12 protein-coding genes are annotated in these 14,115 nt (G+C 65.0%); 7 read left to right on the top strand and 5 right to left on the bottom strand.

The features are described 5' to 3' along the window. Positions 1-71: 71 nt before the first annotated feature. Complete coding sequence (locus tag KRR38_RS13735; protein WP_309141043.1) at positions 72-1,037, bottom strand: phosphotransferase; 966 nt, start codon at positions 1,035-1,037, stop codon at positions 72-74. Positions 1,038-1,278: 241 nt separating this feature from the next. Here KRR38_RS13735 and KRR38_RS13740 point away from each other — a divergent pair, with 241 nt between their 5' ends. The 7 genes from KRR38_RS13740 (at position 1,279) to KRR38_RS13770 (ending at position 9,599) form a co-directional block, all read left to right on the top strand. Then, on the top strand, positions 1,279-2,490 hold the full coding sequence (locus KRR38_RS13740; protein ID WP_217402353.1) for a CaiB/BaiF CoA-transferase family protein: 1,212 nt from the start codon (positions 1,279-1,281) through the stop codon (positions 2,488-2,490). Continuing rightward, positions 2,490-2,903, top strand: a complete 414-nt coding sequence (locus tag KRR38_RS13745) for a Zn-ribbon domain-containing OB-fold protein (RefSeq protein ID WP_217402356.1) — start codon at positions 2,490-2,492, stop codon at positions 2,901-2,903. The genes KRR38_RS13740 and KRR38_RS13745 overlap by 1 nt, the downstream gene beginning before the upstream one ends. Continuing rightward, positions 2,896-4,083, top strand: a complete 1,188-nt coding sequence (locus tag KRR38_RS13750; protein ID WP_217402358.1) for a thiolase family protein — start codon at positions 2,896-2,898, stop codon at positions 4,081-4,083. The genes KRR38_RS13745 and KRR38_RS13750 overlap by 8 nt, the downstream gene beginning before the upstream one ends. 107 nt (positions 4,084-4,190) lie before the next feature. Then, the gene (locus KRR38_RS13755) at positions 4,191-5,390 is read left to right on the top strand and encodes an amidohydrolase family protein (RefSeq protein ID WP_217402360.1); all 1,200 of its coding nucleotides are present in this window, start codon (positions 4,191-4,193) and stop codon (positions 5,388-5,390) included. Positions 5,391-5,463: 73 nt separating this feature from the next. Further along, complete coding sequence (locus KRR38_RS13760; protein ID WP_217402363.1) at positions 5,464-6,531, top strand: MFS transporter; 1,068 nt, start codon at positions 5,464-5,466, stop codon at positions 6,529-6,531. A 643-nt stretch (positions 6,532-7,174) separates the two neighbouring features. Then, positions 7,175-8,476, top strand: coding sequence for a cytochrome P450 (locus KRR38_RS13765; RefSeq protein ID WP_217402365.1), 1,302 nt, complete (start codon positions 7,175-7,177; stop codon positions 8,474-8,476). A gap of 277 nt (positions 8,477-8,753) precedes the next feature. Further along, positions 8,754-9,599: a transferrin-binding protein-like solute binding protein gene (locus KRR38_RS13770; protein ID WP_217402367.1), complete on the top strand. Its 846-nt coding sequence runs from the start codon at positions 8,754-8,756 to the stop codon at positions 9,597-9,599. 46 nt (positions 9,600-9,645) lie between these two features. Here KRR38_RS13770 and KRR38_RS13775 read toward each other — a convergent pair whose 3' ends face one another. The 4 genes from KRR38_RS13775 to KRR38_RS13790 form a co-directional block, all read right to left on the bottom strand. After that, a complete protein-coding gene (locus KRR38_RS13775) occupies positions 9,646-10,725 on the bottom strand; it encodes an AI-2E family transporter (RefSeq protein ID WP_217402369.1) in 1,080 nt (359 codons plus the stop codon). Positions 10,726-10,803: 78 nt separating this feature from the next. Next, a complete protein-coding gene (locus tag KRR38_RS13780; protein WP_309141190.1) occupies positions 10,804-11,844 on the bottom strand; it encodes a phosphotransferase family protein in 1,041 nt (346 codons plus the stop codon). Positions 11,845-11,986: 142 nt separating this feature from the next. Then, entirely contained in the window at positions 11,987-12,817 is an 831-nt protein-coding gene (locus KRR38_RS13785) for a helix-turn-helix domain-containing protein (RefSeq protein WP_309141044.1), read from the bottom strand. Positions 12,818-12,976: 159 nt separating this feature from the next. After that, positions 12,977-14,107, bottom strand: coding sequence for a sulfotransferase (locus KRR38_RS13790; protein WP_217402376.1), 1,131 nt, complete (start codon positions 14,105-14,107; stop codon positions 12,977-12,979). Positions 14,108-14,115 lie beyond the last annotated feature (8 nt).

Raw genomic sequence — 14,115 nt, forward strand, 5'->3', positions numbered from 1 at the left:
CACGGTGCGGGCCTCATTCTGGCAATCGAAAAGGCCGCGCCCCGCAAGGGACGCGGCCTTTTCTTATAGCTTCAGGCGACGCCGAGCAGCGCGAAGCTGTCGTGCCGCATCACCGCGCGGCCGAGCCGGTCGGTGAACTTTTCGGTGATCTCGGGCAGGACGCGCCGGGTGATGCCCCACATGTAATAGCCGTACATCACGCCTTCGCGGTACTGCAGCCAGGCCTCTTCCTCGTCAGGCATCGTCAGGCCATGACCGCGCGCCAGATCGAGGTAGTGGTTGAGCAGGTTGCGCTCCTCCACCTCGGCCAGTTCCCAGGGCAGCACGGCGCAGAGGTGGTAGGCAACGTCGACCGCCCAGCCGGCGCGCTGCAGCACCTGCCAGTCGATCAGGCCAGAGCCCTTCTCTGTGCGGAAGATGTTGCCGGCATGGGAGTCGCCGTGGACCAGGAACTGCGGACGCGGGGCGTCCTTGTCGCCCAGCGCCTGCATGCCCGCGATAAGCCGCGCGCCGTTGCGCACGGCCGGCGTCAGGTTGTTGCCGCGCGGCCCGTCGAGCAGGCCCTGCAGGATCTCGGGCGTCATGTGCGGCATGCGGCCGAGCGAGGCGATGCGCGGCGTTACCCAGGGCAGACTGTCCAGCAGGTTGCTGCCCGCGTGCAGGTTGGCGATCTGCGCTACGCTGCTCGCGGCATCGTCCACCGTGAAATCCTCTAGCGCCGAGCAGAACCGCCCGCCGCCCGCGATCAGGTCGCGCATGATCAGCACGCTCTGCTTGGCCTCGCGGTCGGTGACCACGGCCACGGCCTCGGGCACCTGCACGTTCACCTGCGGCGCGAGCTTGGTGTAGAAATCGCCTTCGAGGACGCAGGTCGATCCGCCCATCTTGGTCATGTCGTCGGCGTCGAGCAGGCCCTTGATACAGAAGGCCTGGGTGCCGGCATCGCCATCGAAGGTAGCAGTGAAGCGGATCTTGGTGGCGACGGTCTTGATGAATTCGACGACCTCAACCGAAGTCACCTTCTGGCCGCCGCTCACCGAGGCGAGCGCCTGGCTCAGCCAGGCCGGATCGAGCGCTTCGTCGCGGGTTTCAGGAACGCGATCGACGGTTCGGCCGGAATCGGCCTTGTTGGGGTGGCGTCAGACATTACTCTCCCTCTCATGCTTTCAATGGACCGCGGCATATTGACCTAATTCACGATTTCGGTCCATGCGTCGCAATAGAGAATTTTATGGCGATTCCGCGAAAACGCGTGGCGCCGATGGGAGACGCGAAGTCATGGGTAAACCGCTTGAAGGCATCAAGGTCGTAGAAGTTTCGCAGTGGGCTTTCGTGCCGGCCTGTGGCGGCGCCCTCTCGGATCTCGGCGCCGAGGTGATCAAGGTTGAGCCGCCGAGCGGCGACGCGCTGCGCGGGCTGAGCATCGGCTCGATCGGCGACGCCAGCGCCATCAACCTCTCCTGGGAAAGCTACAACCGCGGCAAGAAGTCGATCACGCTCGATCTCAAGCAGGTCGAGGGCCAGGCGGTGCTGCTCAAGCTGCTCGCCGACGCCGACGTATTTCTCACCAACCTGCTGCCGCCCGCGCGGGTGTCGATGGGGCTCGATGCCGAGACGATCCGCGCGAAGTTTCCGACGATCATCTATGCCAGCGGCAGCGGCACGGGCCCGAACGGTCCCGATGCTTCCAAGGGCGGCTACGATTCGATCTCCTACTGGGCGCGCGGCAGCATCTCCGCGACGATGACCGAGGACGGCGCCGAATATCCGGTCGGCCCTCCCGGACCGGCTTTCGGCGACACGATGTCCGGCGCCATGCTGGCGGGCGCGATCTGCGCGGCTATCGCCAAACGCGCGCTCAGCGGCGAGCCTTCGACTGTTGACGTTTCGTTGATGGGCACGGCGATGTGGTCGATGCAGCGCCTGATCGCGCAGTCGACCAAGGACGGCAACCTGCGCTTCCCGAAGCCGAAGAACCCCAAGCCGTTCAACCCGCTGGTCGGCAACTACAGGACCTCGGACGATCGTTATGTCTCGCTGTGCATGCTGCAGGCCGACAAGCTTTGGCCTGGGTTCTGCACGGCGGTAGGCCGCGACGAGTGGCTCACCGATCCGCGTTACGTCGATTCCAAGGCACGCCAGAAAAACATCGACGCCTGCTATCGCGATATCACCGAATTGTTCCTCACCAAGACGCTGGTCGAATGGCGCGCGATTCTGGCGACCCAGGCCGGCCCCTGGGACGTGGTCCAGGAAGTGGGCGAGATGCACAAGGACGTGCAGGTCGTCGCCAACAACTACCTGCAGACGGTCGACTACGGCGACGGCTCGACAATACCGTTGGTCTCGCTCCCCTGGCTGTTCGACGGCGAGGCCCTGCCGGCACGTCGTTCGCCCGATCTCGGCGCGGACAGCGACGAGGTCTTGGCAAGCCTGGGCTATGACGAAGAGGCGATCATCGACCTCAAGGTCAAAGGCGTCGTGTTCTGATGGGCACGCCCGAGCGGAAGCTGCCCGCCCTGACGCCGGAGACCACGGCATTCTGGACCGGCGGCAAGGACGGGCAACTGCTAATCCAGCAGTGCGGCACCTGCGGCCGCTATCAGCATCCGCCACAGCCGCTCTGCCCTTCCTGCCGGACCGAGACGATGGCACCGACGCCCGTCTCGGGCCGCGGCAAGGTCAAGACCTTCACGGTCAACCACCAGCAGTGGCTGCCGAGCCAGGCCCCCACCTTCGTCTTCGCAGCGATAGAACTGCCCGAGCAGGACGAGCTCTACGTCTTCAGCAACGTGCTCGCGCCACCCGAGGCCGTGCATTCCGGCCTGCCGGTGACGGTCTGCTTCGAGCAGCAGGAAGACGTCTGGGTGCCGCTGTTCAAGCCGGAGACGGGCAATGCTTGAGGGCTATCCCGAGAAGCAGGTGCGGATCACCGGCATCGGCCAGTCGAAGGTCGGACGGCCGTCGGACCGCTCGGCGCTGCAGCTGACGCTCGACGCCTGCCTCCAGGCGGTCGAGGACGCGGGGCTTTCGGTCGACGACATCGACGGCCTCACCTGCCACTTCGGCAAGGTCGCTGAGGGCGGCGGGATCTCGCCCGTCGGCACGATCGACGCGATGCTGGCGCTGGGCATCCGCCCGGTCTGGACCAACCCCTCCTCGGCCGAAGGGCCCGGGCACATGGGCGCGATCTTCCAGGCGGTGATGGCCGTGGCGACCGGGCTCTGCCGCCACGTCCTCGTCTTCCGCACGGTCGGCCAGGCAACCTCGCGGCTGAAATCGCGCGCCTCGACGCTACTGACCGGCAGCCGCGATCGGGTCGATGGCGGCAATGCCTTCTTCGTGCCCTATCACGCGCACTCGCCGGCTAACATGTGGGCGCTCTATGCCCAGGCCTATTTCGACAAGTACAATGTCGGGCCCGAGCAGCTCGGCTGGGTCGCGGTCAACGGCCGGCGGCATGCCGCGCACAATCCCAACGCGATCTACCGCGAGCCGATCACGCTCGACGATTACTTGGCGTCGCGGATGATCTCGACCCCACTTCGGCTCTACGACTGTGATTCGCACATCGACGGTTCGACCGCGCTGGTAATCTCGCACAAGGACGCGGCGAAGGACCTGCGCAACCCGCCGCTGGCGATCGAAGCCATGGGCATGTCGATCGGCGGCATCGGCGAGGCGCTGCACGAGGGCGACTTCACCTCGCTCGCAGCGAAGCGCGCCGGCGACATGCTGTGGCAGCGCACCGACCTCAAGCCCAAGGACGTCGACTGCGCCCAGGTCTACGACGGTTTCTCGATCCACATCTGGCTCTGGCTGGAAGCGGTCGGACTCTGCGCGCCGGGCGAAGCTGCGCGGTTCATCGAGGGCGGGACGCGCACTGCGATCGATGGCGAACTGCCGCTCAACACCAGCGGGGGCCAGCTCTCGGCCGGGCGGTTCCACGGCTATGGCCATACCCACGAGGCCTGCACCCAGCTCTGGGGCCGCGGCGGCGGCCGGCAGGTCCAAGACGCGCAGACCTGCATGGCCGTCAACGGCGGTTACGGCTACGGTGCGATGCTGCTGAGGCGCGACTGATGCCGCCCCGGAGCGAGTCGCAATCTTGACTCGCCAGTTCAGAACTGTGATAATGCGTTCACGATTTCGAATTATATGAATAAGCAGCTTGGGAAGGAGCTTGTAAGATGAGCGAAGCTGATCCGAAATTTGGCAGCGCCCTCAAGGAAGACTGGACCCTGGGTCCGATCTTCGACGCCGACGCGCACATCGATCCGCCCTACGACATGTGGAAGGAATATCTTCCCAACCACCTCAAGCCGCGTGCCCCCGTCATCGAGGCGCGCGACGATGCGGACTACATCGTCTTCGAGGGCAACAGCCGCCCGGTGATGATGATCAACAACCAGGCCGGCCGCACGGGCAAGGACTTCAAGATGAAGGGCCGCCTGTCCGAGCAGCGCAACACCTATGACCCGCAGAAGCGCCTTGCCGACATGGACCTCGACGGCATCGACCAGGCGATCCTGTTCGGCGGCGGCCCGCTCGGCACTTTCGACAACGAACTCTACCTCGCCAGCTTCGAGGCTTTCTCGAACTGGGTGATGGACTGGGCGTCGAACGCCCCGCACCGCCTGTTCCCGGTCGGTCACTCGCCGATGCGCGACATCGACGAGACGATCGAGCACGTGAAGCGCCTCGCCAAGATGGGCTTCAAGATGGTCCAGCTGCCGGCCTTCCCGCAGAACCCGGATGCCTGGAAGACCACGTCCGAGATCAAGAACATGAAGTCGGGCCAGGTCTCGGCCCAGACCGGCGACCCGAAGGGCGCGCTGCAGTACTACCAGCCCGAGTTCGACAGGCTCTGGAAGGTGCTCAGCGACCTCGGCATGGTCATCACCTTCCACCTCGGCGGCCGCGTCCCGCGCTTCGGCGAGAAGCAGCACTTCCTGCCCGACATGCCGATGTCGAAGCTGGCGATGGCCGAACCGATCGGCATCTTCATCTTCAACGGCATTTTCGACCGCTTCCCCGATCTGCGCATCGGCTCCATGGAAAGCGGCGTGGGCTGGTTCTCGTGGTATGCCGAATACTGCGACCGTACCTGGGAAAAGCAGCGCTACTGGACCGAGAGCGTGATCGACAAGCTGCCCAGCTACTTCATGGACCAGAACGTCTGGGGCTCGTTCATCCAGGACCGCGCCGGCATTCTCCTGCGTGACCTGCCCGGCGGCAAGAACATCATGTGGTCGTCGGACTACCCGCATTCGGAAACGACTTTCCCGAACAGCCACGCGATCATCAAGCGCGACTTCGCCGGCGTTCCCGACAAGGACATTCAGGACATCGTCTGCAACAATGCCAAGCGGCTCCTGCGACTGAGCTGACGATCCGAAGGTCTCGCCGCGCAATGCGGCGGGACCTTCGCGATCTCCGCGCCCATCGGCCCGCGACATCGCATTGCGCCGACGTGCTTCGCAGTCCGTCGGGCTTCACGACGAGTTTCAATGTTTCCGTGTTGCCATCGGACGGGATGACCGAGAAGCCGCACTGCCCAACGAGCGGGAAAATGGGAGAATCGCCCTGGCGACGACTGCACACGATGGGGCTGTTGCCGCCGCCCCACCCGCCCGCATCACTGTCGCGGCCTGGTACGCGCTCGCCCTACTGTTCGCCGCCAACGCGCTGAACTATGTAGATCGGCATATCGTCTCGATCCTTGCCCAGGCGATCAAGACCGACCTCAAGCTCGATGACGCCGATCTGGGCTTCCTGCTCGGCACCGCCTTTGCCGTGTTCTATTCCGTCGTCGGGATCGCCATGGGGCGGATTTCCGACATGTTGCCGCGCAAGAAGGTGATGGCTTTCGGCCTCGCCTTGTGGTCAGCGATGACCGCGCTGGGCGGCGCATCGTCGAGCTTCGCCATGCTCGGGGCCGCGCGGCTCGGCGTCGGCGTCGGCGAGGCTGTGGCGAACCCTTGCGGCCATTCGCTGGTCTCCGACATCTTCCCGCAGCGCAATCGCGCGCTCGTGCTCAGCATTCTGTTGACCGGGGTGTTCGTAGGCACGGCCAGCGCCATGGTTCTGGGCGGCTGGTTCCTGCAGGATTGGAAGAACGTCTGCCACATGGTGCCGATCGCGGGCTCCTGCGCCCTGCCGGCCTGGAAAGCAGCGCTGTTCGGCGTCGGGCTGCCCGGACTGCCTCTGTCTTTGCTGCTGCTGACGTTGCGCGAGCCGCCACGCCACCAAGGCAGCAAAGGCGGGACTTTCGCGATCCTCTTCGCCGAATTCGCCGCTGCCTTGCCCCCCCTTCACCCTCCTGATGGTCTGGCGCGCCGGCGGTCAGCGGGCGCTGATGCGCAATCTGGCGCTGGTGGCGCTGATGGCGGTCTTCTCCGGCGCGCTGATGTATCTGACCGGCGACCGCGCGCAGTGGGCCGCGACCGGGCTTGGCTTTTACGCTATCGTCACCTGGGCGCAGGTACAGTCCTATCGCGATCCGCCGCTCTACCGCCTGACATTCGGTGATCCGACCTTCCAGACCGCCGTCTCCGCAACCGCGCTGATGGGCACCATCGGCGGCACCGTCGGCGTCTGGGCCGCGCCTTATGCGATGCGCACTTTCGCCGACATTGCCCCGACCCAACTCGGCGCGACGCTGGCGGGCGTGAATATCGTTGGATCCTTCCTCGGCGTCATTTCGGGCGGCATCATCACCGACATCTGGAAGCGCCGCGATCTGCGCGCGCCTGTGGGCGTCGGCGCGATCACCGTGGTCGGCCTGGTACCCAGCATCATCGTCATGCTTACAGCCACCACGCCGACCGTATTCTTTGCCGGCTCCTTCTGCCTGGCCTTTTTCGCAGCCTTGTGGAGCGGCTCGACTGCGGCGATGGTCCAAGATCTGGTGCTGCCGCGCATGCGCGGGTCCGCCGCCGCCGCCTATTCGCTGATAGCCATCGTGGTCGGCTCGGGCATTGGCCCGTACTGGGCCGGGAAGGTCAGCAAGATGACCGGCTCGCTCAACGCCGGATTGCTGTCCGTGCTGTTGCTTGCCCCCGTCGCGCTGCTGCTGCTGTGGCTGACGTCGCGGCGGCTGCCCCATCAAACCCCCGACGTTCGCCTAGCCTACGCACGTGCGGCCGGCGAGCCCGTCTGACAGGAACGTATCATGGAAGCCCCGACCCAGGACGTCCTCACCACCGACGACCCGCTCTACGAGAAACTCTACGACGTCCGCCGCGAGGCCGCGGACATCGGCAACGCCGTCGACGTCGGTGCGATCATGCCGCAGGTGCACCGGCTTCGCGCCGAGGCGCCCGTGCACAAGGGCCGCCTGCGTGAGCTGCTGGGCCTGCCGCACCACGATCGCCACGTGCGCGCCCGCGGCCGACAGCACTATTCGGTGCTGACCTACGACGCCTGCGAAGCCGCCTTCCGCGACGCGCAGACCTTCTCGAACGGCGTCCAGGGCAACGACAACCCGGCGAACGAGATGACTATGGGCATCCTCGAGATGGACCCGCCGATGCACCGCGCCTATCGCCGCACGATCCAGCCCAAGTTCCTCATGCCCGAAGCGATGGGCTGGTGGCGTAGCCGCACGATCGACGGCATCGTCGACCGTCTGATCAGGCGCATGGCCCAGAACAACGGGGCGGAGCTCAACCTCGACTTCTGTGCACGCATCCCCGTCTACACGATCACCACCGCAATCGGCCTCTCTGGCGACGAGGCGCTCACCTTCCGCCACGCCTATCTCCATTCCACGTCGCAGAGCCGGGGCACGACGATGGAAGACCGCATCCGCAACGGCAAGATCGTCGAGGACACGCTGCTCGGGCTGATCAACGCCCGCCGCGCCGAGCCGCAGGACGATCTCATCAGCTTCCTGCTCAAGACCAAGCTGATGATGCCCGGCGAGGAGCCGCGCCCGCTGAGCGACCGCGAGATCATGACCCACGCCAAGCTGGTCATGGTCGCCGGCGGCGGCACGTCGTGGCGGCAGATGGGCATCACCCTGTTCGCGCTGCTGACCCACCGCGACCAGTTCGAGGCGGTGAAGGCCGATCGCTCGCTGATGGGCGACGCGATCGAGGAAGGCCTGCGCTGGAACCCCACCGCGCCCTACTTCTACCGCCTGGTGATGAACGACACCGAATTCTACGGCCACGAGATCAAGGCCGGGTCGGTGCTGGAACTCGGCCTCGGCCCGTCCAACCGCGATCCCTCGCGCTGGGAGAACCCCGACGCCTACGATCTCCACCGCGAGAAACTGACCAACATGGCCTTCGGCCTCGGCACCCACCGCTGCCTCGGCATGAACGTCGCGCGGGTTGAGATCGAGACCGGCATCAACGCGCTGCTAGACGCTTTCCCGAACCTCCGGCTCGATCCCGACGCCGAAGCGCCGTTCATGACCGGCGGGCTCGAGCAGCAGGGGGTTTCCGGGCTACCGGTGCTATTGCGGTAGACGGGCAGCCTGGCCCCTCCAAATCGGTTGAAATTCCCGTAATTCCCAATTGATAGCGTGACGGCGACGGTTATCTTTTGCTGCCATATGAATCGGAGCAGTCATGCGCAGTTCTCATCGTTGCGCGGCTGCGGCGTTAGCCGCAGCCGCTATCCTTTCAGGATGCAATGGAGATGGTTCTTCTCCGACCCCCAGCCCCACCCCGACATCAACGCCGAGTCCAACACCGACATCGACGCCCACGCCAACCCCGACCAATTCGACCTTGGCGAACTTGGTGGCCAGCCAGACCTTTCCGGCCGCCTCAGGCCGCGTGTACAGGCCGGAACGTGGCGGCTCGGTGGGAGCCGTTCCAAGTTCGACCTTCGATGCATACGGTTCCGGGATAACGCTCGCGTACGACGCCGGTGCCGGCAGCTATACCGTGAACGACGCGACCAATCCGCCCGCATTTCTACCGGCACAGCAGACGGAAAATACATCCGCCTTCCGCACGTTCGCGAACAGCAATGCCGCCAGCGCGGGCACTTACAAGCTGACTCTTTTCAATCCGGGCGCCGGCAATACCACTTTAGCATTGTCGTTCGTCAGCTATGGACTTCTCGAAAGTACCCAGCAGATCAGCACGACAAATGCGGACATATACTACCGCCCATTCATCTTTGGCCTCCAGACGCCCACTTCTGGCATTCCGACAACCGGCACTGTCAATTACACCAGCGTCGTCGATGGATATTGGGTAAGACGCCGTTCGTTAGTGACTCTTACGCAAGGATACGCCGACCTGCGGCTCAGCGGTACGGCAACATTTTCCATCGACTACGTAACTCGCACGGTAACTGTATCGCTTCAGCTTGATGGAACCGACCTGCTACCCACCTCGATATCGGGAAGCTTGGGCACCATCAATCTCGGCACTTTCACCGGTACCAGCACGATCGCGACCGGCACTTCGACTTTCAGCGGAACGCTGGCTGGAAATGGCTTTTCTGGTACATTTTCAGGCGCGCTGTTCGGTTCTTCGGCTAGCGAAGCCGGACTAGCCTTCCGAATCGACGATGGAGACGCCAATCCCTCATCCCGCCAGCACGTGGCGGGAGTGGTAGTCGGCAAAGGAAGCTAGCCAAACGTTCCGCAGAGCGCTCGCAGTGCGACGATGCCGGGCCACCTTATGTTAGGTCAGGCACGCCCGCCCGCTGCTCGGCGACGATCTTCCATACGGCGATGAACAGCGCCGCGATTACCGGGCCGACGATGAAGCCGTTGAGCCCGAACAGCTCGATCCCGGCGAGCGTCGCGATCAGCACGACGAAATCGGGCATCCGCGTGTCCTGGCCGACCAGGATCGGGCGCAGGATGTTGTCGATCATGCCGATGATGAACACGCCGCAGCCCGCGAGCACGACGCCCTGCCAGACCGAGCCGGTCACCAGCAGGTAGAGCGAGACCGGTATCCAGACGATCGCCGTGCCGACCGCGGGCACGAGCGAGAAGAATCCCATCAGCAGGCCCCAGAGCAGCGCGCCCTCGACACCGAGCAGGCCGAAGATGATGCCGCCGACGAGGCCCTGGACGATGGCAACGACGACCGTGCCTTTCATCGTCGCGCGCACGACCACGACGAAATGCTCGACCAGCGCATCACGCAGCGACGGCCGCAGCGGCACGGCGCTCTTGATCTGGCGGCCGAGCGTCTTGCCGTCACGCAGCAGGAAGTAGGTCAGATAGAGCATCACGCTGAGCGAGGCGAAGAAGCTCAGCGCGCCCTGCCCCACGACCAGAGCCTGGGCGGCGATATTCTGCAGCCCCGCCGAAATGAATCCACCGACCGCGCGCTGGACACCGTTGAAATCACGCAGGCCCCAGTAGTCGAGCACCCGCCGGGCCCAGCCGGGCAGCGCGTGGCGCAGGTCGGCGAACATGGCCGCGAGATTGATCTGGCCCGACTGGAACTTGGCGTAGAGCGTCGCCGCTTCCTGGACCAGGCTCACGGCGACGAGGATGGCCGGGACGATGACCACGGCCAGGATCAGCAGGATTGTGAGCCCCGCCGAGGTATTGCGGTGACCGCGCAGGCGGAACACCAACCAGCGATAGACCGGTGCGAAGACGATCGCGGTGACCACGCCCCACAAAATCGCGCCGAAGAACGGCAACGACAGCCAGACAAAGGCCAAGGTGACGAGGAGGACGAGGACGAGGAAGCCCGCGTCCTCGATACCAATCTTGCGGAAGTCACGATCGCCCATCGCGGCTGTGTCGCATCAAACGCCGCGTAAATCCATGGCAGGGCTGGCGCCTTCCACACCCCGCACCGGGAACATATCCTAGGCCAGCTTCAGACGCACCCTCAGGCCATCGGCAGTCGACATCTGGGTGCCGCGCATGCCGTCCATGCGCACGCCGGTGCAGGCCATCTTGAGCTGGGTGAAGTCCTCGTACCATTCGAGATCGGCGGCCGACTTGCCGCTGACTTCCTCCCACAGCGCGACGGTTTCGTCGCGGCTGCCCATGCCGTCGAGATAAGTGCCCATCTGGCTGGTCTTGCCGTGCATCGTCTCCGACAAGGTGCAGAACCAGCCGAGATCCTGCAGCGCGCCGCCGAGCGATGGCTGTTCCCAGTCCATCACCGCGACGACGTCGAAGTTCTCGTCGAACATCATATTGCCGATGCGCGCGTCGCCCCAGACCACGCCTTCGGGCTGGTTCTTCGGCCAGAGCGCGAGCAGCCGCTGGCGGCCCGCCTCGAGGATTTCGGCGCGCGGATCGTCCTTCACCCATTCGACGAAGCGCGTGTACTTGTCCCACTCCTGCGCCAGGCCGTCGCGGGCATGGTCGGGGCCGGCGAGGAACGGGACCTCGCTCAACGGCACGCGCTGGATCGCGGCGAGCTGACGCACCGCACCCTCCCACAGGTGGCGGCGTTGCGCCGGCGTCGCCTCGGACAGCCAGCCTGACTTGGCATAGGGCGGATGGCTGACGGGCACGCGGCCCTTGACCTTCTCCATGACGAAGAACGGCGCGCCCAGCAGTTCGGCATCGGGCTCGAACCACAGCGGCTTGGCGACACGGACATAGCCGCCGTCGCTGAGCATCTTCATCAGCTGATACTGCTCGTCGAACAGGTTGTCGGGAAACACCGTGAAGCTGGACGGCTTTATCCGCACGACATAGCCCTGCGCGCGCTCTGCTCCGTTTTCGAACCACCGGGCATCGAACAGGATCGTCTCGTGCGACTGGCCGGCCCCTTTAGGGTACGAGAAATCAGTCAGCCTAATGTCACCGGCGCCGGGCAAGCGTTCGCCCAGCCACTGCGTCATCTTGCCGGCCAGAATTTCGAGGTCGCGCGTCGCAGGCGCTACGATCACGTCAGACAATCCCACTCTCCCACTGCCGTGCTACGCTCGATTCCCAGCGCGCAATAAATTCCCGATGCCGAATTTATTTTCGGGAAAATATCGATAGGTCAGCAGCACGCGAGCGTCAAGGATTCGCAGAGCCGGGGAATGATCAGGCGGTCACGCGCGCCTCGCTGTCGCGGCCCGCGACGAAAGCAGAGATCCGCCTGCAGGCTGCGCGCAGGCGCTGCCCCGCTGCCATGACCTGGGCCCCGGACATCGTGCCGTGGAAACCGGCGAGGAGCAGACAGAAGCTGACTTGCCCGCGTTCGTCGAAGATCGGGGCCATCAGCGCGCCGACCGCGTAGCTCGAGGCCTGGTCGATCCCGTCGATCGGCGTGACGGGAATCTCGTCGGTATCGACGCCCATGCCGCGGTCGTCGGCCTCACCGGCAATGTCGAAGCCCGGCCGGCGCAGGAGCACGGCGAAACCGTTCTCGCGCGCGAATTCCATCGACTTGAACATCAGCTCGCGCCGCTCGGCCGAAGGCTTGGGCTCGGTCGTTTCGAGCCACGCTTCGGCTTCGGCCGGCGCCCAGGCGAAGAAGGCTACGGCCTGCGGCGAGCGCAGCTTCATCCGCGTGCCCAGCGGCACCGGATAGCCGACATGGCTGAGCGAGGCCGCACGATCGCGCAGATGGATCATGTCACCTTCGAGGAAATAGGCCGAGCAGACTACGTCGAACTCGTCGGCCAGGCTGCGCATCTCCGGTTGCGCCACCTGCAGCGGCGAGAAGTGCTGCGCCGCCGTCCGGCCGATCGCCGCCAGCGCCGGGCCGAGCACATAGGTCTTGTCGCTGGTGCGATAGAGGTAGCCGACATCGACCAGCCCCGTCAGCAATGCATGGCAGGTCGCCCGGCTCAGCTTGAGCGCGCGCACCAGGTCGGTCAGGGCGAAAGCCTGGCCGGGGTGATCCGCGATGAAATTGAGAATGGCCGCCACGCGTCGGACGCCCGGTGAAGATCGCGACATCTGCCCCCCTGTTAGGTTGTTTCGCTATTTCGAACAAATTGGGCGTAAAACGATGCAAGTCGGCCGTCAATAGCGCCAACCTGCACCGCGCCAACGCCGGGGCGTTTTCTGGTGAAAGGGCGCGGCGTCCTAGACATCGAACCGCGTACAATAGTCCGCAAAGGCCTCGCGGATGGCCTCGTTGGTCAGGCCGTATTCCTCGGCAGTGTAGCGGTGCTCGCCGAAGGCACCCTGGGCATTGCGTCGGTTGTAGTCCGCTACATCGGCTTCGAGCTGCGGCGTGAAATCGAAACCCAGGCGGTCGTAGAGCCCGGCAAAAGTCTCGACCGGGCGTGCCACGACGTCGCGGTTCCAGACGTCGATGAAGCGGTGCTCACCCAGCCGGTCGCGCGCCGCCAGCGCCCGTTTCATACCCCTGGCCCAGAAGGCCAGCGCCTTGGGGCCTGCCGCAGCCTTGTCGAGCGCGCCCTCGACGCAGCGCGCGGAATGGAGCGTGTACTGCAGGCTCGATACCGAGGGGATCACGCTGGCGGGATCACGGTGCGTCCAGACGAATTTCGTGTCGGGATATTCGGCCGCGAAAGCCTCGAGCTGGAACAGGTGCACCGGCCCCTTGAGCAGCCAGAGGTGCGGAGGTCTCTCGGACTGGAGCAGGCTCAGCACGCGGCGGTGATAGGCATAGGTCGAGGCAAAATCGGCAGAAGTCCACCAGTCGACGAAATCATCGGGCATGGGGAAGGCGCCGTGGTAGGCATGCATGTCGAGCGGGGCGAGGCCGACCATGTCCTCTTCGGGACCGTCGGGATCGGCGATGTGCTGGCTGGCATGCGAATGCGCCTTGATCGCTTCGCGGTAAGCGACCGCGCGCGGATCATCCGCTTCCTCGCCGAGCCGCGGCGGCGGCACCGGCTGGTTCATTTCCCACATGCGCGGGAAACGGAAGCGCGGATCGAGCGCGAGCATGCCGACCGTGGCGGTGGTGCCCGTGCGCGGCAGCCCGCAGACAAGGATCGGGCCTTCGACGGCCTGCGCCTCGATCTCCGGATGTGCAGCATACCATTGCTCGATGCGCAGGCGGTTGGCGAGATCCTGGACGATACGGTCCATCGCCGCGATCATGACTTCGGGTTTCAACGGCAGGCGCGGAAAAGCGGCAAGCGCGCGTTCCAGGCCCTCTTCGAAACCGGACGCGCCGAAATCATCGGCTCCCGCCAGAGCCACCGCCCGCGCCTTCGCTTCGGCGGCCGTCATCGCCTTCATATCCCTCT

The sequence above is a fragment of the Novosphingobium sp. G106 genome, from assembly GCF_019075875.1.
Taxonomy (GTDB): Bacteria; Pseudomonadota; Alphaproteobacteria; order Sphingomonadales; family Sphingomonadaceae; genus Novosphingobium.

Bases quoted from the DNA above. Each gene is read 5' to 3' on its own strand.
- KRR38_RS13740 (WP_217402353.1), top strand. From the start codon at position 1,279: ATGGGTAAACCGCTTGAAGGCATCAAGGTCGTAGAAGTTTCGCAGTGG.
- KRR38_RS13745 (WP_217402356.1), top strand. From the start codon at position 2,490: ATGGGCACGCCCGAGCGGAAGCTGCCCGCCCTGACGCCGGAGACCACG.
- KRR38_RS13750 (WP_217402358.1), top strand. From the start codon at position 2,896: ATGCTTGAGGGCTATCCCGAGAAGCAGGTGCGGATCACCGGCATCGGC.
- KRR38_RS13755 (WP_217402360.1), top strand. From the start codon at position 4,191: ATGAGCGAAGCTGATCCGAAATTTGGCAGCGCCCTCAAGGAAGACTGG.
- KRR38_RS13765 (WP_217402365.1), top strand. From the start codon at position 7,175: ATGGAAGCCCCGACCCAGGACGTCCTCACCACCGACGACCCGCTCTAC.
- KRR38_RS13775 (WP_217402369.1), bottom strand. From the start codon at position 10,725: ATGGGCGATCGTGACTTCCGCAAGATTGGTATCGAGGACGCGGGCTTC.
- KRR38_RS13790 (WP_217402376.1), bottom strand. From the start codon at position 14,107: ATGAAGGCGATGACGGCCGCCGAAGCGAAGGCGCGGGCGGTGGCTCTG.